The sequence below is a fragment of the Bordetella genomosp. 5 genome (assembly GCF_002261475.1).
GTDB lineage: Bacteria > Pseudomonadota > Gammaproteobacteria > Burkholderiales > Burkholderiaceae_B > Bordetella.
The window spans coordinates 84,950-109,106 of the sequence record NZ_NEVN01000006.1 but is presented as its reverse complement, the minus strand read 5'-3'; the positions used below and the strand labels follow the sequence as shown (position 1 = coordinate 109,106).

General features: G+C 68.7%; 24 protein-coding genes. 13 read left to right on the top strand and 11 right to left on the bottom strand.

What is annotated here, in order from left to right; genetic code table 11:
* Window positions 1–67 precede the first annotated feature (67 nt).
* Together CEK29_RS12160 and CEK29_RS12155 are read right to left on the bottom strand one after the other, a co-directional pair.
* Window positions 68–1,186 carry a mechanosensitive ion channel family protein gene (locus tag CEK29_RS12160; protein ID WP_094858246.1) on the bottom strand — a complete coding sequence of 373 codons (1,119 nt, stop codon included), beginning with the start codon at window positions 1,184–1,186 and terminating at the stop codon, window positions 68–70.
* A gap of 137 nt (window positions 1,187–1,323) precedes the next feature.
* Window positions 1,324–2,661 carry an NAD(P)/FAD-dependent oxidoreductase gene (locus CEK29_RS12155; RefSeq protein WP_094858245.1) on the bottom strand — a complete coding sequence of 446 codons (1,338 nt, stop codon included), beginning with the start codon at window positions 2,659–2,661 and terminating at the stop codon, window positions 1,324–1,326.
* A gap of 191 nt (window positions 2,662–2,852) precedes the next feature.
* Between CEK29_RS12155 and CEK29_RS12150 the strand changes: the two genes are divergently transcribed.
* A complete protein-coding gene (locus CEK29_RS12150; protein ID WP_094858244.1) occupies window positions 2,853–3,476 on the top strand; it encodes a LysE/ArgO family amino acid transporter in 624 nt (207 codons plus the stop codon).
* 21 nt (window positions 3,477–3,497) lie between these two features.
* Here CEK29_RS12150 and CEK29_RS12145 read toward each other — a convergent pair whose 3' ends face one another.
* Window positions 3,498–4,388 (bottom strand): LysR family transcriptional regulator, encoded by an 891-nt coding sequence (locus CEK29_RS12145; protein ID WP_094858243.1) that lies wholly within the window; start codon window positions 4,386–4,388, stop codon window positions 3,498–3,500.
* Between the two features lie 86 nt (window positions 4,389–4,474).
* Here CEK29_RS12145 and CEK29_RS12140 point away from each other — a divergent pair, with 86 nt between their 5' ends.
* The 6 genes from CEK29_RS12140 to CEK29_RS12115 all read left to right on the top strand — a co-directional run bounded on the left by CEK29_RS12140 (window position 4,475) and on the right by CEK29_RS12115 (window position 10,457).
* A complete protein-coding gene (locus CEK29_RS12140) occupies window positions 4,475–5,305 on the top strand; it encodes an HpcH/HpaI aldolase/citrate lyase family protein (RefSeq protein ID WP_094800062.1) in 831 nt (276 codons plus the stop codon).
* A gap of 52 nt (window positions 5,306–5,357) precedes the next feature.
* Window positions 5,358–6,578: a CaiB/BaiF CoA transferase family protein gene (locus CEK29_RS12135; RefSeq protein WP_094858242.1), complete on the top strand. Its 1,221-nt coding sequence runs from the start codon at window positions 5,358–5,360 to the stop codon at window positions 6,576–6,578.
* A gap of 95 nt (window positions 6,579–6,673) precedes the next feature.
* Entirely contained in the window at window positions 6,674–7,678 is a 1,005-nt protein-coding gene (locus tag CEK29_RS12130) for a cyclase family protein (RefSeq protein ID WP_094858241.1), read from the top strand.
* 97 nt (window positions 7,679–7,775) lie between these two features.
* Window positions 7,776–8,750 (top strand): tripartite tricarboxylate transporter substrate binding protein, encoded by a 975-nt coding sequence (locus tag CEK29_RS12125; protein ID WP_094800065.1) that lies wholly within the window; start codon window positions 7,776–7,778, stop codon window positions 8,748–8,750.
* A gap of 73 nt (window positions 8,751–8,823) precedes the next feature.
* Window positions 8,824–9,273, top strand: coding sequence for a carboxymuconolactone decarboxylase family protein (locus tag CEK29_RS12120; RefSeq protein ID WP_094858240.1), 450 nt, complete (start codon window positions 8,824–8,826; stop codon window positions 9,271–9,273).
* Window positions 9,274–9,482: 209 nt separating this feature from the next.
* Window positions 9,483–10,457, top strand: coding sequence for a threo-3-hydroxy-L-aspartate ammonia-lyase (locus CEK29_RS12115; protein ID WP_094858239.1), 975 nt, complete (start codon window positions 9,483–9,485; stop codon window positions 10,455–10,457).
* 14 nt (window positions 10,458–10,471) lie between these two features.
* Here the strand turns inward: CEK29_RS12115 and CEK29_RS12110 are convergent, their stop codons facing one another.
* Both CEK29_RS12110 and CEK29_RS12105 read right to left on the bottom strand, forming a co-directional pair.
* The gene (locus CEK29_RS12110; protein ID WP_094858238.1) at window positions 10,472–11,449 is read right to left on the bottom strand and encodes an ornithine cyclodeaminase family protein; all 978 of its coding nucleotides are present in this window, start codon (window positions 11,447–11,449) and stop codon (window positions 10,472–10,474) included.
* Window positions 11,439–12,077, bottom strand: coding sequence for a helix-turn-helix transcriptional regulator (locus tag CEK29_RS12105; protein ID WP_094858237.1), 639 nt, complete (start codon window positions 12,075–12,077; stop codon window positions 11,439–11,441). The genes CEK29_RS12110 and CEK29_RS12105 overlap by 11 nt, the downstream gene beginning before the upstream one ends.
* A gap of 203 nt (window positions 12,078–12,280) precedes the next feature.
* Here CEK29_RS12105 and CEK29_RS12100 point away from each other — a divergent pair, with 203 nt between their 5' ends.
* Both CEK29_RS12100 and CEK29_RS12095 read left to right on the top strand, forming a co-directional pair.
* Window positions 12,281–12,562: a type II toxin-antitoxin system Phd/YefM family antitoxin gene (locus CEK29_RS12100; protein ID WP_094858236.1), complete on the top strand. Its 282-nt coding sequence runs from the start codon at window positions 12,281–12,283 to the stop codon at window positions 12,560–12,562.
* Window positions 12,559–12,897: a type II toxin-antitoxin system RelE/ParE family toxin gene (locus tag CEK29_RS12095; RefSeq protein ID WP_094858235.1), complete on the top strand. Its 339-nt coding sequence runs from the start codon at window positions 12,559–12,561 to the stop codon at window positions 12,895–12,897. Before CEK29_RS12100 ends, CEK29_RS12095 begins: the two co-directional genes overlap by 4 nt.
* 30 nt (window positions 12,898–12,927) lie before the next feature.
* Here the strand turns inward: CEK29_RS12095 and CEK29_RS12090 are convergent, their stop codons facing one another.
* The 4 genes from CEK29_RS12090 to CEK29_RS12075 form a co-directional block, all read right to left on the bottom strand.
* Window positions 12,928–13,680 carry an amino acid ABC transporter ATP-binding protein gene (locus CEK29_RS12090; protein ID WP_094800268.1) on the bottom strand — a complete coding sequence of 251 codons (753 nt, stop codon included), beginning with the start codon at window positions 13,678–13,680 and terminating at the stop codon, window positions 12,928–12,930.
* 28 nt (window positions 13,681–13,708) lie between these two features.
* Entirely contained in the window at window positions 13,709–14,362 is a 654-nt protein-coding gene (locus tag CEK29_RS12085; protein WP_094800073.1) for an amino acid ABC transporter permease, read from the bottom strand.
* Between the two features lie 80 nt (window positions 14,363–14,442).
* A complete protein-coding gene (locus CEK29_RS12080; RefSeq protein ID WP_094800074.1) occupies window positions 14,443–15,228 on the bottom strand; it encodes an amino acid ABC transporter substrate-binding protein in 786 nt (261 codons plus the stop codon).
* A gap of 293 nt (window positions 15,229–15,521) precedes the next feature.
* Window positions 15,522–16,121: a YceI family protein gene (locus tag CEK29_RS12075; RefSeq protein ID WP_094858234.1), complete on the bottom strand. Its 600-nt coding sequence runs from the start codon at window positions 16,119–16,121 to the stop codon at window positions 15,522–15,524.
* A gap of 385 nt (window positions 16,122–16,506) precedes the next feature.
* Here CEK29_RS12075 and CEK29_RS12070 point away from each other — a divergent pair, with 385 nt between their 5' ends.
* Window positions 16,507–17,433: a DMT family transporter gene (locus tag CEK29_RS12070; protein WP_255176144.1), complete on the top strand. Its 927-nt coding sequence runs from the start codon at window positions 16,507–16,509 to the stop codon at window positions 17,431–17,433.
* 28 nt (window positions 17,434–17,461) lie between these two features.
* Here CEK29_RS12070 and CEK29_RS12065 read toward each other — a convergent pair whose 3' ends face one another.
* The gene (locus CEK29_RS12065; RefSeq protein ID WP_176456891.1) at window positions 17,462–18,571 is read right to left on the bottom strand and encodes a DNA-binding protein; all 1,110 of its coding nucleotides are present in this window, start codon (window positions 18,569–18,571) and stop codon (window positions 17,462–17,464) included.
* Between the two features lie 370 nt (window positions 18,572–18,941).
* Between CEK29_RS12065 and CEK29_RS12060 the strand changes: the two genes are divergently transcribed.
* Window positions 18,942–19,937, top strand: a complete 996-nt coding sequence (locus CEK29_RS12060; protein ID WP_094858363.1) for a site-specific integrase — start codon at window positions 18,942–18,944, stop codon at window positions 19,935–19,937.
* 146 nt (window positions 19,938–20,083) lie between these two features.
* Here CEK29_RS12060 and CEK29_RS12055 read toward each other — a convergent pair whose 3' ends face one another.
* Window positions 20,084–20,860 carry an alpha/beta fold hydrolase gene (locus tag CEK29_RS12055; protein ID WP_094858232.1) on the bottom strand — a complete coding sequence of 259 codons (777 nt, stop codon included), beginning with the start codon at window positions 20,858–20,860 and terminating at the stop codon, window positions 20,084–20,086.
* Between the two features lie 135 nt (window positions 20,861–20,995).
* Here CEK29_RS12055 and CEK29_RS12050 point away from each other — a divergent pair, with 135 nt between their 5' ends.
* A complete protein-coding gene (locus CEK29_RS12050) occupies window positions 20,996–22,441 on the top strand; it encodes an HD domain-containing phosphohydrolase (protein ID WP_094858231.1) in 1,446 nt (481 codons plus the stop codon).
* Window positions 22,442–22,738: 297 nt separating this feature from the next.
* Entirely contained in the window at window positions 22,739–24,157 is a 1,419-nt protein-coding gene (locus CEK29_RS12045) for a c-type cytochrome (protein ID WP_217903878.1), read from the top strand.

Here is a 24,157-nt window from a genome sequence, read left to right as displayed (position 1 = left end):
CGATGCGCGGATCGTGGCGCCGCGTCGCGGGCAATGATAGCCCGGTCCGGCGCCGCGTCCGCCCCGCTCAGGGCGTCGGGCTGGTCAGTGCCTGTGCCGACGCGTCGGGCCGCGCGCCGGGCTTGCTCGGTTCGGTGCCGAGCTCGGCGCGCACGCGCGGCAGGCACTCGGGATAGTGCCGCTGGATGAAGTTCAGCAAGCCTTCGCGCACCTTGCAGCGCAGGTCCCAGGCCTGCCCGGAATCGCGCGCGCTGACCAGCGCGCGCAGCTGCATCGAACGTTCGCCCGCCTCGGTCACCTGAAGCACGCAGACGCGCTGGTCCCACTCGGGCGCCTCGCGCACCAGCCGGTCGAGCTCTTCGCGCAGGGGCGCGAGCGGCAGGCGGTAGTCCGACCACAGAAACACCGTGCCGATGATTTCCGCCGAGCGCCGGGTCCAGTTCTGAAACGGATTTTCGATGAACCACTGCAGCGGCACGATCAGGCGCCGCTCGTCCCAGATCCGCACGACCACATAGGTGCCGGTGATCTCTTCCACCCTGCCCCATTCGCCCTGCACGATCAACACATCGTCCAGCCGGATCGGCTGCGTCAGCGCGATCTGCAGGCCGGCGATGAGATTGCCCAGCACCGGGCGCGCCGCGAAGCCGGCCACCAGACCCATCAGGCCCGCCGAGGCCATCAGGCTCGCGCCGATCTGGCGCACCGCCGGAAACGTCATCAACATGGCGGCCAGGCCCACCATCACCACCGCCAGATTGACCACCCGCATCAGCACGCGGGTCTGGGTCTGGATGCGGCGGGCGCCCAGGTTGTCGGCCACGTCGGCCGGATTGAGCGCGACGATGCCCTCGCCCAGCCCGGTGCAGGCCCGCACCACCAGCCAGGTCGTCACCGCGATGAACACCAGCCGCAGCGCCTCGCGCGTGGCCAGGATGCCCGGCAGTGCGTTGGGCGCCGCCGCGGCGGCCACCGAGAGCACCAGCGCCAGCAGCACCCAGCGCCCTGGCGTGTAGGTGTAGCGCACGATCGAAGCCAGCAGCGGCCGGCGCCGGGTCAGCCGGGTCAGGATCATCGCCAGGACCCGGTGGGCCACCAGGGCGGTTGCCGCGGCGATCAGCGCCACCACGGCGGCGGCGATCCAGGGATGCCTGCCCTCGAAGAGCGAATACAGCGTGACGTCCATGCCAGCTCCAGCGGAAAAGTCTTCCGTGGTGCAGCAATTTCCGGACCTGGCCCCGTTTGCACGGGGCGCCGCCGCGCCGGGCGTCGATGCCCCGGGCGTCGATGCGCCGCTGCGCCCGGCGTCGAGCGGCGCCCGGCTCAGAAGCCCGCGTCGACCCGGATCGGCGTGCCGTCGAAAAACCGCGTCAGGCGGAACGCATGCGGGTCGACCAGCGGCGTGTCGTTCGCCACCAGGTCCGCCATCAGGTGGCCCGCGGCCGGCCCGATGCCGAAGCCATGACCCGAGAAGCCGGTGGCGATATAGAGACCGGGCACCCGCTCGGCCGGGCCGATCACCGGAATCGCGTCGGGCGTGACGTCCATGTAGCCCCCCCACTGCGTGGCGATGCGGGCGTCGGATAGTTGCGGCAGCAACTTGCGGAAGTTATCCAGGGGCGGCGCCACATAGCCCGGCAGGGCCTGCGGATCGAGCGTGCGCACGGCTTCGAACACCGTGGGCGCATCGAGATCCCAACGCCCGGGCCGGCGCCACTCGTCGATAAAGCGCCGCCCGACCGCCAGTTGCAGACTGCCCCAGGTGCTGCGCAGGGCCGGCACGAAGCGCATGAACTGTGTGAAGCAGTCGGGCGTGATCTCGGCATAGGTGCGCATGCCCCAGGCCAGCGTGTAGCCGCCGTCGGCGCGCTTGCGCAGCGCCACGCCGTGCGTGCTGACGCAGCCATCCGGCCCGCCCGCGAGCGGCTGAGTGTGCAGGACCGAGCCCCGCGTGAGCAACTGCGGCAGGTCGATGCCCAGGCTCTTGCAGAAATAGCGCGACCAGGCGCCGCCCGCCACGACCACCGCGCCGCAGGCGATACGGCCGCGCTCGGTGACGACGCCGGCGACGCGGCCGGCCTGCATGTCGATGCCGCGCACGGCGCAGCGTGTCAGCACATGGGCGCCCGGCAGGCCGGCCAACGCCCGCGCCATGGCCGGCACGGCCCGTTGCGGTTCGGCACAGCCATCGGTGGGGGTATGGATGCCGCCCGCGAAACGGCGCGAGAAACCCGGCACGCGAGCATCGACCTCGGCGCCGCTCAGGGATCGCGTCGGTACCTCGCCGAACTCGGCGCGCACGCGCTCGACCCAGGTCTCGAGCTCCTGCAGGCGCGCCGCATCGTCGGCGGTGTAGAGAATGCCGCATTCGCGGAAGCCGGTATCGATGCCCAGATCGCGGTCGATCGTGCGCCACAGCCGCAGGCTTTCGGCGGCCAGCGCGTACTCGCGCAGATCGCGCCGCGTGGTGCGCACCCAGCCCCAGTTGCGGCTCGACTGCTCGAGCGCCACCGCCCCCTTCTCGCACACAGCCACCGAATGGCCTCGCCGCGCCAGCGCGAGCGCGGTGCTCACGCCGATGATGCCGCCCCCGATGACCACCACGTCCACCGCCGCCGGCAGTGTTGCCGCGCCCTGCACCGCATCGACCTGCAAGTCCATGAACACCCGCTCCCGCGCGTCTCGGAAAGGCACCCATATTGCGACGGCGGCATCGGCTTGTAAAGCGAGCCGACGCCGTTGGCGCAACGGCATGGGCGCTAATGCCGCATTAGCAGATCGCGGTGGCGCGGCGGCACCAGAATCGCTAGGCTAGGCGCCCTTTCCGCACCATCATCGTCGTCGCATCCGCCATGTCCTTGTTCGCACCCGGCGTCGGCCCCGCCCTCATCGCCGGCTTTCTGCTGAGCCTGAGCCTCATTCTCGCCATCGGCGCGCAGAACGCCTTCGTGCTGCGCCAGGGCCTGCGACGCGAGCATGTGTTCGCGGTGTGCATCACCTGCGCGGTGTCGGACGCCGCGCTGATCGGCCTGGGCGTCTCGGGCTTCGGCCTGATCTCGACGCGCCTGCCCTGGATCGAACCCGTGATGCGCTACGGCGGCGCGCTGTTCCTGTTCGTCTATGCCGCGCGCAACCTGCGTCAGGCACTGCGCGCCCACGATGCGCTGCGCCCGGCCGAGACCGGCAGCGCCAGCCTGCGCGCCACGCTGCTCACCTGCCTGGCCCTGACCTGGCTCAACCCGCACGTCTATCTGGACACGGTCGTGCTGCTCGGCAGCATCGCCAGCCAATACGACGACCACCGGCGCGCGTTCGGCATCGGCGCGGCCTGCGCGTCGTTTCTGTTCTTCTTCGCGCTGGGTTACGGCGCGCGGCTGCTGCGCCCCTGGTTCGCGCGGCCGGCCGCCTGGCGCGTGCTCGACGGACTGGTCGCGCTCGTCATGACCGCGATCGGCGTCTCGCTGCTCTTGGGCTGAACCCCCGGCGCGCGCCGCGCGTCAGAGCGAGGGCGCGGGCAGCTTGCCGTACTCTTCCATCGCCGTATCGCGGAAGGCCTGGATCAGCGACACGCGCGACGAGCCGCGCGGCCAGATCAGGCCGAAGCGGCGCGGCTCGCACGGCGCGGGCAACGGGATCACCGCCAGGCCCATGCGCTGGATCGCGTCATTGGTCGACAGCGGCAGGATGGCCACGCCCAGGTCCCGGCTCACCATCACGGCGATCGCCTCGATCGCGTTGAGCTCGAACCGGTCGCGCGGCACGATGCCCACGCGCCGCAGATAATCGTCCACATGGCGCCCGCCCCAGTCGTTGCGCTGGTAGCGGATGAAGGGCTCGCTCGCCAGCAACGCATGCGGATCGCGGCCGGCCAGACGCGGCGCCACGGCCAGCACATAGGGTTCTTCGCGCAGCAACTGCCAGCCCAGGCTCTTGGCGAGGGGATACGGCGCCTCGAGCGCGATGGCCGCGTCGAGCTCCCCTGCCTCCACGGCCGGATAGAAGCGCGCCGAGTGTCCGGGCGTGAGCGCCACGTTTACGAGCGGGTGCCGTGCCACCAGCCGCTCCAGGATGGCCGGCACCACGGAATTCAGCGCGGTATTGCCCGCACCCAACCGCAGCTCACCCATCACCTCGCCCGAGCGGGCCAGATACCGGATCTGTTCCAGGCTGGCCAGCACCTCCTGCACGGGCGCCAGCAGTTCGCTCGCCTTGGCGGTGAGATGGACGGTGCGGCCGGCCCGCGCGACCAGCGGCGCGCCCAGCTCCTGCTCGAGCGCGCGGATCTGTTGCGCCACCGCGCCGTGCGTGAGGCCCAGCCGGCGCGCGGCCTCCGCCATCGAGCCGTGACGGGCCACGGCGACCAGAGTTTGAAGGAAATCGGTGTTCATGATGATAGATATTCTATCGTTTAATCGTAACCGAGCTCGCCCACGGTGCCGGCCTGGCACGCCACAATCCGGCCCAGGAGACACCTATGAAAAGCAAGCTGTTTGTTCCGGCATCGCGTCCGGAGCTCTTCGATAAGGCCATGGCCAGCGCCGCGGACGCGATTTCCTTCGATCTCGAAGACGCCGTCGCACCCGAGCGCAAGGCCGAGGCGCGCGCCACGCTCGCCGCCTGGCTGCGGCAGCAGACGCCCGGCCAGCATGCCAAGAAAATTATCGTCCGCATCAACGCCTCCGACACCCCGTTTTATCAGGACGATCTGGCCGAGCTCGGTCAGGTGCCGTTCGACATCCTCAACGTTCCCAAGACCGAAAGCGCCGCCTCCGTGCGCGACGCCGTGACGCGCGCCAGCGCCGCGGGTTTCACGGGCCGCTTTCTGGTGAACGTCGAGACGCCGCAGGGCCTGGCCCGCGCCGCCGAACTCGCCGCCGCGCATGAACGCGTCTGCGGTCTGCAGCTGGGCCTGGCCGACCTGTTCGAGCCGCTCGGCATCGCGCGTTACGACATGGACATCCTGCGTCCCATCCTGTTGGCGGTGCGTCTGGCCGCCGGTGCGTCGGGCAAGTTCGCGCTCGACGCGGCCTATGCCCGCGTGAAGGACACCGACGGTTTTCGCGCCGAAGCCCAGCTCGCGCGTTCGATCGGCTTCCTGGGCAAGTCCTGCATCCATCCGAGCCAGATCGCGATCGCCAACGAGACCTTCGGCTTCTCCGCCGAAGAAATCGAGGAAGCGCGCCGCGTGGTGGCCGCGAGCGAAGCGCATGCCGGCGTCGGCGCCTTCGTGCTCGACGGCCGCATGATCGACGCGCCGTTCGTGCGCCGCGCGCAGGACGTGTTGCTGGCCGCCGGTCCGGCCTGAGCCGCCCGCTGCGCCATTCCCAAGAATTTCCGCAAGACCGAGTTGACACCGCATGACGCAATCGCCTGACGCACCCCTCGCTTCTCCCCTGCCCCTGGACGGCATCAAAGTCCTGGACCTCAGCGCCTACATCGCCGGCCCGTATGGCTGCGCGCTGCTGGGCGACATGGGCGCCGAAGTCATCAAGATCGAGCCGCCCGAGGGGGACAATCTGCGCAAGTATCCGTCGACGCTGCCGACGGAGAGCCGCGCCTTTCTGGGCATCAACCGCAACAAGCGCGGCCTGTGCCTGAACCTGAAGGACGATGCCGGCTACGACGTGCTGGTGCGGCTGGTGCGCGAGGCCGATGTGCTGGTGCACAACTTCCGCCCCGGCGTGCCCGAGCGCCTGCGCATCGACTTCGCCACGCTGTCGGCGATCAATCCGCGTCTCGTGTATTGCGCCATGACGGGCTATGGCATGGCCGGCCCGATGGCGGGGCACGCCGGCTACGACCAGGTGCTGCAGTCGATGACCGGCATGTGCGCCTCGCAGGCCAAGGCCGATGGTCCGCCCGAGATCCTGTACGGCTCGGTCGTCGATTACTACGGCGCCGCGCTGATCTCCAACAGCGTCGCCGCCGCGCTCTATCAACGCGAAAAGACCGGCCGCGGCCAGGCCATCGAAGTGTCGCTGCTCGGCAGCGCGCTGGCGATGCAGTCCGCGCGACTGGTGTGGGCCGAGGGCGAACCGCGCAAGCTCGAACGCGACATGCGCTCGGGCGGCATCACCGGCATTCATCCCACGCAGGAAGGTCATCTCTACATCTCGGCCAACACGCCGCACTTCTGGCGTTCGCTGTGCGGCCATCTGGGCCTCGAAGCCTTGGCCGAGCACCCTGACTACGATACCGTCAAGAAACGCGCGGCACAGGCAGATGTGCTGATCCCGCTGGTACGCGAAGCGCTGGCCCGCAAGCCGGCCACCGAGTGGGCGGAGATCTTCGGTCAAAGCGTGCCGTGCGCCGTGGTCAACCGTGTCGAAGACATGTTCGATCACCCGCAGGTCCAGGCCATGGGATTCATGCAGCCACTGCACAACGCGCAGGCGGGCGACTATCTCGGCCTGGCCCAATGGGCGCACTTCGCGCCCGACGGCAAGGTGCGCGACACGGCGGCGCCGGCTCGCCAGGGAGCGCCGAGCCTCGGCGAACACAGCCGCGCCATCCTGGCCGACCTGGGCTATGCCCCGATCGAGATCGATGCATTGATGATCCGCGACGCGGTGCGCTAGACGCCGCTCGCACGAGACACCGGCCGCGCCCAGACGCGGCTGGCTACTAACAACAAACGGCGCCGGGCCAATCGGCGCCAGGAGACGATCAGGCCATGAGCCAGACGCCACGCTACACCCAGCGCCCCGAAGGCTCGAACTGGGGCGATTTCGGACCCGACGATCAGCTGGGTACCTTGAATCATCTGGACAAGGCCACGCGCCTGGCCGCCATCGCCGAAGTGCGCGAGGGCCTGTCTTTCTCGCTGAGCCTGCCGCTCACGGTGCCGCGCGCGCCGGTGCTCAACCCGCGCCGCAAGGGCCCCGTGATCCGCCCCGCCGAGAAAAACGGCGTGCCGGTGTACCGCTATCCGCTCGCCAACGACGTGCCGGGCGCGACCGACGTGATCAGCGACGACAGCATCACGCTGTCGCCGCAGTACTCGACCCAATGGGACGCGCTGGGTCACGTCGGCTCGCTCTACGACGCGCATGGCACCGGCGAGCCCGCCCCCACCGGCTACAACGGCTTCACGGTCAGCGAGCCCGGCGGCGAAGGGTTCACCGGCACGCGCGATCTCTCGATCGCACCGATGGCGCGCCATGGCATCCAGGGCCGCGGCGTGCTCGTCGACCTGCGCGCGCATTTCGGCGATGCGCAGCGCAAGATCGGCCTCGCCGATCTGCAGGCGGTGATGCAGGCCGACGGCGTGACGGTGCGCCCGGGCGATGTGCTGTGTCTGCACACCGGCCTGGCCGACCTCGCCCTGACGCTCGCCGACGACGAACAGCACCGGCTCAAAACCAGCTGCTGCACGCTCGACGGCGACGATGCCGCGCTGCTGGCGTGGATCAAAGAAAGCCGCATCGCGGCGATCGCGGCCGACAACCACGCCGTCGAGCTGCGCAACCACAGCCTCGCCGCCGAGCGCGGCGCGCTCCTGCCCTTGCACGAGCAATGCCTGTTCAAGCTGGGCCTGCCCCTGGGCGAGCTCTGGCACCTGACCCCGCTGGCGCATTGGCTGCGCCAGCACGGCCGGCATGCCTTCTTCCTGACCGCCGCACCCATGTATGTGCCCGGTCTAGTCGGCGCGCCGGTCAACCCCATCGCGACCGTCTGATTGCCCTGGCCTCGCGGCCAGACCCAGACAGTCGTGCGAAGCACGATTATTCCAACGAGTTTCAACCCCCCCCCCGCACGGGAGCAAGAGAGTAGACATGAAAACAAAATCGACCCTGATCCGCGCCGCTCTGGCCGCCACCTTCGGCTTCGCCGCACTGGGCAGCGCCCACGCCGCCGGCTTCCCGACGCAGCCCATCACCGTGGTCGTGCCCTACGCCGCCGGCGGTGGCGCCGACAACGCCGCGCGCATCATTGCGCAAGGCATGGCCGAAGTCTCGGGCCAGAGCGTGGTCATCGAAAACAAGGGCGGCGCAAGCGGCTCGATCGGCGCCGCCTACGTGGCCCGCGCCAAGGCCGACGGCTACACGGTGCTGTACGACGCCTCGGCCTTCGCGATCAACCCGGTGCTGCGCAAGCTGCCCTACGACGCGAAGAAGGATTTCATCCCCGTGTCGCAGGCCATCAGCGTGCCGAACATCCTGGTCGCCGCCCCCGGCTCGGCCTTCAACACCCTGCCCGACTTCATCCAGGCCGCCAAGGCCAACCCCAGCCGCTACACGTACGCCTCGTATGGTCCGGGCAGCCTGGCCCAGATGGCCGGTGAGCTGCTGAAGAAGGACGCCCAGATCGAAGCCGTGCACGTGCCCTACAAGGGCGGCGCACCCGCGATCGTGGACGTGATGGGCGGTCAGGTCGACGTCTATTTCGCCAACGCGGCCTCCAGCCTGAACTACGTCACGACCGGCAAGCTCAAGGCCCTGGCCGTGTCGTCGTCCAAGCGCATGCCCGAACTGCCGAACGTGCCTACCGTGGCCGAAGCCGGCATCAAGAACTTCGACGTGGTGGAATGGAACGGCTTCTTCCTGCCGGCCGGCACGCCGCCCGAGGTCGTGACGCAGCTGCAGGAAGTGATCCAGAAGACGCTGGCCCGTCCGGAAACCCGCGAAAAGCTGGGCAAGCTGGGTCTGACCGCCGTGGGCAGCAGCTCGGCCGACTTCACCAAGTTCGTCAACGACGAACAAGTGCGTTGGGGCGAACTGGTCAAGGCCAACAACATCAACGTGAACTGATCGGGCCTATCGACCCGATCGAGCGCCGGCCTTGGGGCAACCCGAATCCGGCGCTCAACCGACTGGACACACGATGAGCCGTCAAGACGATTTCGACAAAGGCCTGGCCAACCGCCGCGCCGTGCTGGGCGACGAATGGGTCGAGCGCTCGCTTTCGCGCGCCACCAGTTTCACCGCCGACTACCAGAACCTGATCACCCGCTATGCCTGGCACGACATCTGGAGCCGCGACGGCCTGCCGCGCAAACCGCGCCGCATGATGGTGCTGGCCGTGACGCTGTCGCTGGCCCGCTGGGAAGAATTCGAACTGCACGTGCGCGCCGCGCTGACGGCCACCGACGACTCGCGCCTGAGCCCCGCCGAGCTCAAGGAAGTGCTGCTGCAAAACGCGATCTACGCCGGCGTGCCGGCCGCCAACACGGCGTTCAACCTGGCACAGGGCATCCTGCGCGAAGTGGCCGATCAAATCGGTTATGTGTTCGAGGCTGGCGATCCGCGCGGCGCGGACCCCTTCCCCGGTTGAATCCACGCGGCCGCGGGGCGACACGCCGTTCGTCGCGGCATGATAAATCATCCGACCCCGGATTCTGCCCGCCTGCCGCGGGCCCGAGGGCTGGAACAAATGTCTATAATTAGATTGATAGTCTCAGCCAAGCGCCCGCGCGCCGGCACCGGCCGCCGCGCCCGCCAGCGAGCCACGCTCTCCGCCAACCGCCCTCTTTCGCAACCACCATGACGCAAGCCGCCCTGCCCACCTACGCCGATGTCGAAGCGGCCGCCGCCCGCCTGGCCGGCGTCGCCCACCGTACGCCGGTGCTGACTTCCCGCACGATCAACGAGCAGCTCGGCGCCGAGGTGTTCTTCAAGTTCGAAAGCCTGCAACGCATGGGCGCGTTCAAGTTCCGCGGGGCGTACAACGCGCTGGCGCAGTTCAATGCCGAGCAGCGCCGCGCAGGCGTCGTGGCATTTTCGTCGGGCAACCACGCTCAGGGCGTGGCGCTGGCCGCGCGCATCCTCGGCATTCCGGCCACCATCATCATGCCGGACGACGCGCCGGCCATGAAGGTCGCGGCCACTCGCGGCTACGGCGCCAAGGTGGTCACCTATGACCGCTACAAAGAAGATCGCGAGGCCATCGGTCGCAAGCTGGCCGAAGAAGGCGGCCTGACGCTCATCCCGCCCTACGACCACGCCGACGTGATCGCGGGCCAGGGCACGTCGGCCAAGGAGCTGTTCGAGGAAGTCGGCGCGCTCGACGCCCTCTTCATGCCGCTGGGCGGTGGCGGCCTGCTGTCGGGCTCGCTGCTGTCGGCCAAGGCGCTCGCGCCGGCCTGCCAGGTGTACGGCGTGGAGCCCGAAGCCGGCAACGACGGCCAGCAGTCGTTGCGCCAGGGCAGCATCGTGCGCATCGACACCCCCGTCACGCTGGCCGACGGCGCGCAGACGCAATACCTGGGCAAGATCACCTTCGCGATCATCCAGCGCGACGTGACCGACATCCTGACCGGCACCGATGCGCAGCTGGTCGAAGCGATGCGCTTCTTCGGCTCGCGCATGAAGCAGGTGGTGGAGCCCACCGGCGCCCTCGGCCTGGCCGGCCTGCAGAACATCGCGGACCAGTGGCGCGGCAAGCGCGTGGGCGTGATCGTGAGCGGCGGCAACGTCGACCTGGCGCGCTACGCCGAGCTGGTGGGCGCCGCCGCCTGAGGCTCGAACCTCGCTTACCAGTGCCAGGGCACGCGCGTGCCCACGCCCTGCGCCGCGGCTTCGCGCAGCAGGGCCTGCCCAACGGTGAGGTCCTGCAGCGCCAGCCCGGTCAGATCGAACACCGTGATCTCCGCGTCGCGGCGGGTGTAGGCCACGCCGCCGGTCAGCAGATCGCCGAGCTCCAGCGCCGCCACGGACGGCGCCCATTGCGCCTCGCCCAGCGAGCGCGCCTGCGCCAGATCGTCGACTACGAGCGTGGCCACCGCGAGCAGGCCTTCGGGCAGCTCGCGCTTGCCGCGGGTGTCGGCACCCACGGCGTTCACATGCGTGCCGGGCGTGACGGCGGCGGCGTCGAACAGGACCTGCCGGCCCGGCGTGGCCGTGATCACCACATCCGCATCCGCGACCGCGCGATTGGCGTCGGTGGCGTGGCGCACGGCCACGCCCATGTCCGCCAGCGCCGTCTCGAAGGCCGGCGCCGCAGCGCCCTGTGAACTGAGGTAGGTCACGTGTTCGATGCCGGGCAGCACGCGCAGCGCATGCTTGATCTGCACCCGCGCCTGCACGCCGGTGCCGAACACGCACAGGGTGCGGCTGTCGGGCCGCGCCAGCAGCGCCAGGCCCAACGCGCCCGCGGCGCCGGTGCGCTCGGTGGTGATGAGGTTGCCGTCTGCCAGACAGCGCGGGCGGCCCGTGGCGGGGTCGATCAGCATCACGGTGGCCTGATGCGGCTCGCCCCCGCGCGCGCGGTTGGCCGGCCAGAAACCCGCCGCCTTGAAGCCCAGCAAGGCCTCGCCCGGCACGTCGCCGGCCTTGATGCCGAAGACGCCCCCGGTGGCGAGCGCCTCGCGGATCACCGGAAACACCCTGCCCTGGCGCGCGGCATGCAGCGCGAAGGCGTGGCGCACGGCCTCGCTCACCATCTCGGGCTGAAGCAGCCGCGCCACGTCGGCATGGTCGAGTAGCAGCAGATCGTCTTGATTATTTGGCATCGTTGTACACCGTTGCGCGCGACACGCCGAGGTGCCCGGCGATCACGTCCATGGCCTTGCGCACTTCCAGGAACCCGCCCGCCTTGAGCTCCTGCAGCAACGCGCGGCGTTGATCGGCCTTGAGCGACTGCGCCGGCGTCGCGAGCGCGGCGGCGAACTGATCGATACGCTCGCGTATGCCCTCGGCGCCGACCGGATCCAGCGTTTCGCGCACGGCCGCGGGGCCGGTGCCGCAGAACAGATCCAGCATGCTCTGAAGCGTGCGCAGCACCGTGACGTCCACATTCAGGCACAGCGCGGCCACGTAGTGGCCCTCGGCATCCTTGATGCCGACCGATGTGCTCTTGGCGCGCCGGCCGTCGGCAAACTGATTCGCGTAGTTGCTCAGCACCTGCGGATAATCGTCGTCCGCGATGCGCGCCAGGCCCAGCTCGGTGGTGGGATCGCCCACGGCGCGGCCGGACAGATTGTTGTGGATCGCGAGGATCGCGTTGTCGGGCGTGCGCAGATCGTGCACCACCACCTCGCAGAACGGCGCGAAGGTTTCGCCCAGCCCCTGGGCGATGTGCTTGACCTGTTCGATGAGCGAGTCCTGCTCGTCCGAGGGCGGCGGCTTGGCTTTTTTCATGACTATACGATTTGTCTAGAATTAATCGTATTGTACAGGCGAGCCAGGGCGCAGCGCGCGCAGACAGAGAGGCGGCGTGGCGGCAGACGCGGCAATACGAGAGCACGCTCCGGCCCGTGAAGGCGGCAGGCCCAAACCACGGCTGGGGTATGGACTGAATTCGGACTAAAATCAGTCATACCCATACCCCGCCGGAGACCGCCGTGAAGTACTCCACCCAGGTCAAACCCATCAGCTACTTGAAAAGTCATGCCGCGGAGATCGTGAAAGAGCTCTCCGAGACGCGCGAGCCGATGCTGATCACGCAGAACGGCGAAGCCAAGCTCGTCGTCATGGACGTGCAGAGCTTCGAAGAGCAGGAGCAAACCATCGCCCTGCTGCAGCTTCTCGCCCATGGACGCCGCGAGATCGAAGAGGGTCGCGTGATTCCCGCCGCCGATGTCTTCGCGCGGATCGAAGCGCTGGACCGGGAAGACGCGGAATGAAGCGGAAGGTCGTCTTTCTGCAATCGGCGGCCGATGATCTGCACGAGATTCGCCGCTACGTCAGAAAGCACGTTTCACAGCCCGTCTGGCTGGATGCCTATGCGAAGATCAAGCAGGCCATCCTGCATCTCGAGTCGTTTCCGCAAGTGGGACATGCCCCGGCCGAACTGCCGGCCACCCATTTCCTCGAGATCATCGCGGCGAAAAACCGTGTCATCTACGAAGTCGTGGGCGACACGGTGTACATCCACATCATCTGCGACAGCCGCCAGGACTTCAACACCAGGCTGGCCCGTCGCCCGATCCGCACGCTCGGTGGGTCGGGGCGTGTCTGAAGCGCCCGGCGGCGCCGCCAGGCGCGCGGTCTAGAGCATCTGCCCCAGGAATGCCCGCGTGCGGGCGTGCTGCGGGGTGTTGAAGAAGGTGTCGGCCGGCGCCTCTTCGACGATCTTGCCCTGATCCATGAAGATCACGCGGTGGGCGACCTCGCGGGCAAAGCCCATCTCGTGCGTCACGACCAGCATGGTCATGTGCTCGTCGGCGAGTTGTCGCATGGTGCGCAGCACCTCGACGGTGAGCTCGGGGTCCAGCGCCGAGGTCGGCTCGTCGAACAGCATGATGTCCGGTTCCATGGCGAGCGCCCGGGCGATGGCCACGCGCTGCTTCTGCCCGCCCGACAGCCGGTTCGGGTAGTTGTCGCGCTTGTTGAGCAGCCCCACCTTGCGCAGCAGCTCTTCGGCCCGCGGCACGATCACGTCGCGCTTGATGCCCTTGACGGTCATGGGCGCTTCGATCACGTTCTGCAGCACCGTCATGTGCGGGAACAGATTGAACGACTGGAAGACCATGCCCATGCGGCGGCACAGGCGGCGCACCTCGGGCTCCGCCACGTAGCGGCTCGGCGCGCCCGGCACGGCCTCGGCGAGCAGGTCGCCCGCGATGTGCAGGCTGCCGCCGTCGATGATCTCGAGGTGGTTCAGGCAGCGCAGAAAGGTGCTCTTGCCCGAGCCCGACGGCCCGATCACGGCCACCACCTCGCCCCGGCCCAGCGTCAACGACACGTCGTCGAGGACGCGGTTTTCGCCGAACGCCTTCACGATGTGACGAGCCTCGATCATCACTTTGCGCGGCTCGCCGCGCGCGGGTTCATTGATCGTATTTGGCATAGCGTTTTTCCATGCGCTGGAAGAACCAGGTCAGCACCAGCGTCATGAGGAGATAGAAGGCGGCCGCCACCAGGAACGGCGTGGTCGAGAAATCGCGCTGCACCATGCCGCGCGCGGTGCGCAGGATGTCGTTGAGCGCCAGCACGTAGATGATGGACGTGTCCTTCACCAGGGTGATGGTCTCGTTGCTCATGGGCGGCAGCACCCGCTGCACCATCTGCGGCAGCACGACGCGGCGCAGGGTCTGCAGGTAGGTCATGCCCAGCACCTTGCTGCCCTCGTACTGCCCGCGGTCCACCGACTGAATGCCGGCGCGGAAGATCTCTGCGAAGTACGCGGCGTAGTTCAGCGCGAAGGCCACGATGGCCGCCGGGAAATCCGGCAGACGGATGCCGATCACCGGCACGAACGGCAAGGCGTAATAGATGAACAGCAGCTGCAGCATCAGCGGCGTGCCGCGCATCAGCCAGATGTAGCCATTGACGGCCTGGCTGGCCACGCGCCAGCGCGAGATCCGCACCAGCGCGAGCGCGAGGCCGAGCGGCACGGCCAGCACCAGCGTGATGAAAAAGAGCGTCAGCGTGACCTGAGCGCCCTGCGCCATCGGTCCCAGGAGGGAGAGTACGTAATCCATGGATCGGTGGGCCTCGGGCCGGAACGGGCGTTCCGGCGCCCGGGGCTGCGCTCAGGCGCGGCCCCGGGCGGGCGTCGTCTTTATTTGATGATGTCGGCGCCGAACCACTGGGTGGCGATCTTGGCCGAGGTGCCATCCTTCTTCATGGCGACCAGGGTGTCGTCGAGCTTCTTGAGCAGCTCGGTGTCTTCCTTGCGCAGGCCCACGCCGTAGTCTTCGGTGCCGAAGTTTTCGTCGAGCACGCGGTACTCGCCGGCGCGCTTGGCGGCCAGGTAACGGCCCACCACTTCGTCGACCACGACGGCGTCGAGGCGGCCGACCGAGAGGTCCATCAGGGCGGTCACGTTGTCGCCGAAGAGCTTGAGCTCCTTCAGGCTGCCGGCCACGGGCGCGTCTTTCTTGATGGCGTCGACGGCCGAGCTGCCGTCCTGGGCGCCGACCACGCGGCCCGACAGATCGGCCTTGGTCTTGATCGGCGAGGCGTTCGCCACCAGGATGATCTGGTGGTTTTCCATGTAGGGCGCGGTGAAGCCGATGTTCTTTTTACGCTCTTCGGTGATGGTCAGGCCGTTCCAGAGCATGTCGACGCGCTTGCCGTTGAGCTCGGCTTCCTTGGCGTTCCAGTCGATCGGCTTGAACTCCATGTCCAGGCCCATGCGCTTGCCCGCCTCGCGCGCCATGTCGATGTCGAAGCCGACGAGCTGGTTCTTCTCGTCGCGGAAACCCATCGGCGGGAAGTTGTCGTCCAGGCCCACCACGATCTTCTTGGCGGCCGCCGCGGCCGGCGCGGGCGCGTTGTCACCTTGACCGCAGGCCACGAGCAAGGCCGAAGCGGACACCATCAGAAGTGCAGTCAGTTTTTTCATGTTGCCAGTGCGCGTAGCACTCAGAGAGAGGGAAAGCGGATAGGCGCCTGCCACGGCGCCGGGCGTCAGGCACCGCGCGCGATGCGCACAGCGAGGCGCATCGGCCGACGCAGGGCGCGCCGAATCCGGGATTATATCGGCACTGGCAACCGATACGCTGGCAGCCCCCTGCCCGCGCGACGGGCGCGGGCGCAGCGGCGGGGCACGCCGCACGGCGGTCGGGCGAACCGCCGCGCGGCGCGACGCGGCACACCGCGCGGATCGCGGCCGCCGGGGCGTGCCCCCGCGGCAGGTCAGGGACGGCGCAGCGCCTCGACCTGGATCTTCAGCTCCACCTCGGGCTTGAAGCCCATGTCCAGGCCGAAGTTCATCCCGAAATCATTGCGTTTGAATTCGGTGGACACGTCCGCGCCGCACACTTCGCGCTTTTCCTGGAAGTGCTCCATGCACTTGAAGTCGTCGATGTCGAGCTTGACCTTGCGGGTCACGCCGCGTAGCGTCAGGTCGCCGGTCGCCTCTTCCGGCTTGTCGCCGTCGAACTTGGTAAACGTGCCCTTGAACGTGGCGGTGGGATATTTGGCTGCGTCGAAAATGTCGGGCGCGATCGCGTGCTTGTTCATCTCGTCGTGGCCGAAATCGACCGACTTGATGTCCACGATCACGTCGAGGGTGCCGGTCTTGGCGGCGCGATCCAGCACGATGACGCCGCTGCTCTTGTTGAACTTGCCGCGCCAGGTCGACAGTCCGCCCATGTGATCGGCCTCGAAGCTCGGGTACGTGTGCGACGGGTCGATGTCGTAGGTGACCGGCGCAGCGAAGGCGGGGGCGGCGGCCAGCGTCAAGGCGCCCAGGGCCGAACCGAACAGACAACGAACAGGCAGGGACAGCTTCATGGCAACTCCAGATCGTGAAGAGTGAGGGGCGGCATGCGTCGGCGTGGCCGATTCGGATTGGTCCGAGTCGACACGACAGACGCATACCCTACCTGATCAGTGACCCGACCCCGATTATTCAGTTCCACGTCAGACGCCGCTCGTCGCCTCTTTCGGTCGAAGTATCCGCCCCATATCAATCGTTTAGAAGCCACATCGATATTTCACTTTAAATGTGAAGCTTGAGGTGCTTCCCGCGTCTGCTTGGGCGAGCCCGGCCCGCAGGCTCGCCGTGACGCCCGCCGCTCACGGGCGCCGAGCCTTCCGCGGACCGATGCGCCCCATGCTGGTGCATTCCGGGCCGGATGCTGCGAGAATGCCGCCTTCGCCGCCTCGCGGCACCGCCTTGCCGCAACCCTCCGTGCAGCCCGCCACTTCGCCCTCTTCCTCCACCGCCTCGCGCGACCCCGGCACGATGTGGCCGCAACTGGTGCTGACCGGCATCACGATGATCTGGGGCGTCACGTTCCTCGTGGTGCAACAGGCGCTGCAATGGATCGGCCCCTACACGCTGGTCGGCGCGCGCTTTCTGCTCGCGGCGCTGATTCTGGCCGTGGTGCTGCGTGGCCGGCTGCGCGGCATCACCGCCGCGGAATGGCGCGCCGGCACGCTGATCGGCCTGGGGCTGTTCTTCGGTTACTCGCTTCAGACGGTCGGCCTGCAAACGATCGACAGCAGCAAATCGGCCTTCCTGACGGCGCTGTATGTGCCGCTGGTGCCGCTGCTGACGTGGGTGTTGCTGCGGCGCGCGCCCAGCCTGGCCGCCGGCGCCGGCATCGTGATGGCGTTCGCCGGCATGGTGATGCTGACCAACCCGGGCACGCTGGTCTTCACGCTCTCGCCCGGCGAGTTTTATACGGTGCTGGGCGCGGTGGCGATCGCGGCCGAGATCCTGCTGATCGGCCATTTCAGCCAACACTGCGATCCGCGGCGCGTGGCGTTCATCCAGCTGCTCGCCGTGGGCGTGGTGTCGCTGGCGACGGCGCTCGTGATGGGCGAGCGCTGGCCGGAATTCACCCCCGGCCTGATCGCCAGCGTGGCGGGCCTCGCCGCCGCGTCGGCGCTGATCCAGTTCTGCATGAACTGGGCGCAGCGCTACGTGAACGCGACCCGGGCCACGCTGATCTATGCCATGGAGCCGGTGTGGGCGGCCGCGGTCGGCGCCCTGGCGGGCGAGCGCCTTGGCCTGTGGGGGCTGGGCGGCGGCGCGATGATCGTCGCGGCCGTGCTGGTGAGCACGCTCGAGCGGCGTAAACCCACTACGAATCAGTAGCTTAGCCGCTCTTTTTAATGCCGTTTAATTAAAGTGGTTTCTTCGTCTTGGTGGTGGCTCGGGTGATGGCGTCGTTGCCCGCTTTCGTCGACTGCTCGCCGCCGGCCTGGCTGCCCAGCCACTGTTCGATCTGCCGGTCACGCGCCGCCAGCTGAGTCTGAAGCTGCAGCACCTGTGCCGCCAGGTCGTCGACGCGGGCCTGCGTCATGCCCTGCAGCGTCGAGGCCGACTCGCTGGCGCTGTGGGCCTGGCGCTCCATCTGCGTCGCGGCGCTCTGCGCGGCCGCGAGCTGGGCCTGCAGCGCGGTGCGCTCGGCCTGCCATTCAAGTTGTTGTTCGCGCGCCGCGGCGCGCGCGGCGCCCTGCGCCTGGGTCAGCGCATTCTCGCCGCGCTCGACCGCGGCCAGCGCCTCGGCGAGCTCCTTCCGGGTGGCCGAGTGCGCCGCCCGCGCGGTTTCGATTTCCTCTTGCGCCTTGCGCAGCGCCTGACGCTGGGCGTCCAGGTCGACCAGCCAGCGGCGTTCGTGCGCCGCGTGACGCTCCTGCTCGGCCGCCAAGGCCTGCGCATGGGAGACGGATTGCTCGTGCATCTGCTGGGCCAGCGCGGTGCGCTCGGCCTCGAGCGCCTGCTGACTCTGCGTGAGCGAGGCCCGCTCGATGCGCGCCTGCGTCAGGGCATCGCGCAGCTGGGACTGCGCCTCGGCCAGCCGCGCGTCGGCCGCCTGCGTGAGCGCCAGCGCATCGCGCGCACGGGCCTGCAGCTCTTCGGCCCGCGCCTGCAGCGTGAGCCGCTCCTGCAGCAGCTCGTGTTCGCGCTCATCCAGCGCCGAGCGCGCCTGCACCAGGGCCAGACGCTCCTCGGCCATGGTCTGCGCCCAGTGCGACTGCGCGGTTTCGAGCGCCATCGCCCACACCTGGGTCACCGCCTGCACTACCGGCTCCGGCGCATCGAACTGCTGCTGCTGGCCCGCCAGCCGCGCGCCGAGATTGCGAAACCAGGTCTTGAGCATCGGCCCGACCGTATTCGGCGAGCCGCGCCCCAGCTTCAGCCGCACGCGCTCGATCGTGGGCTGCTCGCCCTCCATCAACAGCGCATCGGCCGCCTGCCATACCTCTTGTTCCTGCACGCCTGAAGCCATCAATAAATCCTTGTCGTAGCGCGGCCACTCGAAACCGAAGCCTAACGGCATCGGGGCCGCGGTAAAGCGCCGAATTGCGGCATCAAGCGGGGCCTGGGGCACAGGCGCAACGCTCAAACGCCGTTTTGCTTGCCGGATAAAAATAAGCGCGGATAATTGAAGGTTATCCGAGCCTAATTCTTTAATACGTATTATTTGATATGTCTTACGTATTATTTACTACATTATGAGTAAAAACGACGTTTCCGTCGACGAAAATCCGCGTGGCGCGCCCGACGCGGATGCGGGTCACGGCCGGGCACTCGCCCCGCCCTGCCCCGAACGCGCCGCCTACGCCGCGCTGGCCCTGGCCACCCCGGGCGTGCGCGCGCTGCTGCGTGAAGGCGCGTCGGAGAACACGGCCTCCGCCTATCGCAGCGCGATTCAGTACTGGGCGGCGTGGCATCAGCTGCGCCTCGGCACCCCACTGACGTTGCCGGTCGCCACGGCCACGGTGCTCCGCTTCGTGGCCGATCATCTGGAGCACGCCGGCGCCGAGGGGCCGGTCCACGAATTGCCGGCGGAAATCGACGCCGCGCTCGTGGCGCAGCGCGTGAAGCGCCGCGCGGGCCCGCTGAGTCTGGCCACCGTGCGGCACCGCCTCGCCGTGCTGTCCGAGGCGCACGAGGCGCGCGCCCTGCCCAACCCCTGCCGCGACCGCGCCGTGCAGATCCTGATGACGCGCGCCCGCAACGCCTATGCGCGCCGCGGCGTCCAGCCGGCGCGCAAGGAAGCGCTCACGCGCGAGCCGCTCGAACGACTCCTCGCCACCTGCGACGACTCGCTGATCGGGCTGCGCGACCGCGCCCTGCTGCTGTTTGCCTGGGCCAGCGGCGGGCGGCGCCGCTCAGAAGTGGTGCGGGCCACGTTCGCCAACACCACGCGCACCAACGACGGCTGGCAATTTCATCTGGGCTACAGCAAGACCAACCAGGGCGGGCAGGCCCGCGCGGACGCGCTCAAGCCCGTGGTGGGCCGCGCCGCGCGCGCGCTCGACGCCTGGGTGGCCGCGGCCGGGATTTCAGAGGGGGCCGTGTTCAGGCGCGTGCTCAAGGGCGGACACGTGGGCGGTGCGCTATCGGCCGAGGCGGTGCGGCGCATCGTGCAGGCGCGCTGCGCGCAGGCCGGCCTGGAAGGCGACTATGCCGCGCACAGCCTGCGATCGGGCTTCGTGACCGAGGCGGGCCGCGCCGGCGTGCCGCTCGCGGATGTCATGGCCATGACCGGCCATGCCAGCGTGACCAGTGTGGTCGGCTATCACCGCGCCGGCGCCATGGCGGCCTCCCGGGCCGCCAGGCTGCTGGACGAGGACGACGAAGGCGCCTGAAGCGCCCCCGGGGACCAGGATCGTGGAGAACCGCTGATCGCCGGCGACGACCAAAAGCGATCCGCCGCACGGAGCGAGGCCGGCGGCGGATGACTCGGGCCACTCCAATCACGGCAGGGAGTGGATCGCGGCCCAGCCTGCCGCGCTCACTTCACGCTGGCGACCGCGTCCAGGATCACCTTGGCCACGTCATCCGGGCGCGACTGCTGCGGCACGTGGCTGGACGACACTTCAGTGACCTTGGCGCCGATCTTCTGCGCCATGCTGCGCTGGAGCGCGGGCAGAATCATCCGATCCTGGTTGGCCACGATGAACCACGAAGGCTTGGTCTTCCAGGCCGCCGTGCTCACCGGCTCGCCGAATGCCGAAGCCTTGATGGGGCCCTGGGTGGCGGCCATCACGCGGGCCTGCTCGGCGGGCACGTCCTGGGCGAAGTCGCGTGCCAGACCGGCCGGCGACAGGCTCAGCCAGCCGTGGCTGTCGGCCCCGATGCTGTCGTTACCGGGCGCGGCCGGCTGGCCCTTGGTCACGCTGGCCACCGACTGGCCCGCGTCCGGCGCGAAGGCCGCCACATACACCAGGCTCGCGACCTTGTCGTGCTTGCCGGCTTCGGTGATCACGGTGCCGCCCCACGAGTGGCCGACCAGCACCACCTTGCCGGGCTGATTGTCGATCGCGCGATTCGCGGCGGCGACATCGCCTGCCAGCGACTCGAGCGGGTTCTGCACCGCGGTCACCTGCACGCCCTTGGCCTGCAGGCGGGCCACGACCTTGGCCCAGTCCGAGCCGTCGGCGAACGCGCCGTGGACGATCACGACGCTGGGGCGCGCGCTGGCGCCCGACGACTGCGCGAAAGCGGGTTGGACCAGACCGCCCAACAGTCCGGCGGCAACGAAAGAGGCTGCGATAAGATGGCGTTTCATGAGTAATCTCCTTGGGAATATCGAGGTCAAGTCACGATGCGTGCTTGCTGGGCTCCAGTGTGTGGCGAGCCCCCCGCAGCCGGTATCGGATGATTGACCGATGCGTCCCGCACCGCCCGCCGCGCCTCCCTCCCCATGATCCCCGCCAGCACCCTCGCCCTCACCGACGCCATCCTTGCACTGGCCTTCGTCGGCGACCTGAGCATGGGCCGCGCCACCGATCATTCGCGCCGCACGGCGTGCCTGGCCGGCTGGCTCGCGCAGGCATCGGGAGGCGACGCCTCGGCGCAGAATCACGCCCGCGCGGTCGCGCTGCTGCGCTGGTCGGGCTGCACGGCCAACGCCAGCGGCTTCGCCGAGCTGCTGGGCGACGACATCGCCTCGCGCGAGGCCATGATGGCGCAGACCCTGCCTGCGCTCGACGCGCGCACCCAGTCGCTCATCGTGCCGCTGGCCGTCATCCATTGCGAGATTTCTGGCGACGTCGCGGTCAATCTGGGCATGCCGGCCACGGTCGTGGCGGGCCTGCGCCATGCCTTCGAACGCCATGACGGCACCGGCTCGCCGCAGGGTGTGGCCGGCGCCGCGATTCCGCACGCGGTCTATTGCGTCAATGCCGCCAGCGACCTCGAGATCCTCGCCCGCGCCCACGGCCTGGACCGCGCGCTGAGCTATCTGCGCTCCCAGGCCGACGCCAAATACCCTGCCGCGGTCGTGACGCTGGCGCTCGAGCATGGGCCGGGCTGGCTCGACGCGCTCGAGGCCGACCCGCCCGTCTGCACCGATTGGGACCTGGCGGGTCAGGCCGACGGTCCGCCGGCCGCGCTCACCCTGCTCGCGGATGTGACCGAACTCAAGCTGCCCTGGCTGGCCGGCTATTCGCGCCGCGTCGCGGCCCTGGCCGTGGGCTGCGCCGAGCGGCTGGGCCTGGAGCCCGCGGTGCAGGCGCAGCTGCAGGCGGCCGCGCTGGTGCACGGGATCGGGCGCGCCGCCACGCCCAACCATCTCTGGAACACGCCGGGCAAGCTCACCGCCGACCAATGGGAACAGGTGCGGCTGATGCCTTACTGGACCGCACGCGCGGCCCGTCAGATCCAGGGCCTGGCCGACGCGGCCGAGCTCGCCTCGCACGCGTACGAGCGGCTCGATGGCAGCGGCTACTTTCGTGGCAGCCCGGCCGCGGCGCTCGGGCCGGCGCAACGGGTGCTGTCGACCTGCGTGGCGCTGCAAGCACTGGTGGAAGCGCGGCCATGGCGCCCGGCCCACACCCCGCACGCCGCCGCCGCGATCCTGCGCGAGGCCGCGGCAGCCGGGCAGCACGATGCCGAGGTGGTCGAAGCCGCCCTTGCCACGCACAGTGGCGAACCGCCTCCGGCCCGACGGCTCGCGCACACGCTCTCGCAACGCGAGCTCGATGTGCTGCGCGAGATCAGCCTGGGCGCGAGCAACAAGGAAGCCGCCCGCACGCTCGACATCAGTCCGAGCACGGTGCGCACGCACGTCGAGAGCATCTTCCGCAAACTCGAGTGCACGACCCGCGCCGCCGCCACGCTCAAGGCCCTGACCGCCGGCCTGCTGTAGGCCCGGATTCGCGTTCGCGCCGGACCCCGTTTTTCGGCGCCACCCGCACGCAAGCCTTCACAAAATGGTTGCGCACGCAATCATTTCCCACTATCCGGGATAGACGCCCAAAAAACACCTCGCTGTTTACCCGGCTGTCAGTTTCCGCGTGCAACATAAACACAAGTATTAGGGACCGACACCATCTGCCGATTTCGATGATCGGCACGACCCCATACGCTTCACGTCAAGCCTGAAGCCGCGCCGCGAGCGCGCGCTTCGTCTCCGCCATTTTCATTACTCAGCACGATCCCTGTCATGTCCACAATGCTACGGCGACTGTTCCAGACGTCCTGTCTGATGCTCGCGTTCGCGGGGACCGCCCCGACCCAGGCCGCGCAGACCTCCCCAGCGGCGGCCACGCGCCACGCGCCCACCACGGGCGAATATCTCTCCATCGCCTCCGACTGCGTCGCGTGCCATACGGTGCCGGGCGGCAAGCCCTATGCGGGTAGCTATGCGATCGAATCGCCGATGGGCAAGATCTGGTCCACCAACATCACGCCCTCGCGCGAGTTCGGCATCGGCGACTACTCGCTCGCCGAGTTCAGCCGTGCCGTGCGCGAAGGGGTGGCCCGCGATGGCCATCACCTCTATCCCGCCATGCCGTACACGGCCTACGCCACGATGACGGACGCCGACGTCGAGGCGCTCTACACCTTCTTCATGAAGGAAGTGCAGCCCGTCGACACGCCCACGCCCAAGACGGCCCTGCCGTTTCCGTTCAGCGTGCGCGATTCCATGATCGTGTGGAACGCGATCAATCGCCCCTCCGGCCCGTTCAAGGCCGATCCCGCCAAGTCGGCCGAGATCAATCGCGGCGACTATCTCGTGAATACGCTGGCGCACTGCGCCGCCTGCCACACGCCGCGCGACTTCCTGTTGGCCGAGGATGGCGGCAAGGCCCTGTCGGGCGGCCCGCTCGGCGCCTGGTACGCGCCCAACATCACCTCCGATCCGGTGTCCGGCATCGGCGGCTGGAGCGATGCCGAGCTGTATGCCTACCTGCGCACTGGTCACGTGGCGGGCAAGGCCCAGGCCGCGGGCCCCATGGCGGAGGCCATCGAGCACAGCCTGCAGCATCTCACCGAGCCCGATCTGCATGCCATCGTGGCCTACCTGAAGCAGACCCGCCCGATCGCCGGCGGCGAGACGCGGCCGCGCTACGCTTTCGGCGGCCCCGACGACAGCGAAGCCCGGGAGCGCGGCAAGCACGTGCGCGACATGGATCCGGGCTGGCGCGTGTATTCCGCCACCTGCGCGACCTGCCACGGCGCGCGCGGTGAAGGCACGGCCTCGTATCCCTCGCTGTTCCATAACACCGCCACCGGCGCGCCGGATGCGTCGAACCTGATCGCCACCATCCTGTATGGCGTGCACCGCAAGATCGACGGCCACGAAGACATCTCGATGCCCGGCTTCGGCCCGCAGGCCTCGTACACCGAGCGCCTGTCGGATCAGCAGATCGCCGACGTGAGCAACTACGTGCTCGCCCACTACGGCCAGGCCGGCAACCGCATTACGCCGCAGGACGTCGAGCTGGCGCGCAACGGCGGCCCCGAGCCCGCCCTCATCCGTTTCACGCGCATCGCGCTGCCGGTGGGTGGCGTGGTGGCCGTGCTGCTGCTGATCGCGATTGTGTACCTGGTGGCACGCCGCCGTGCAAAGAAGGCCTGA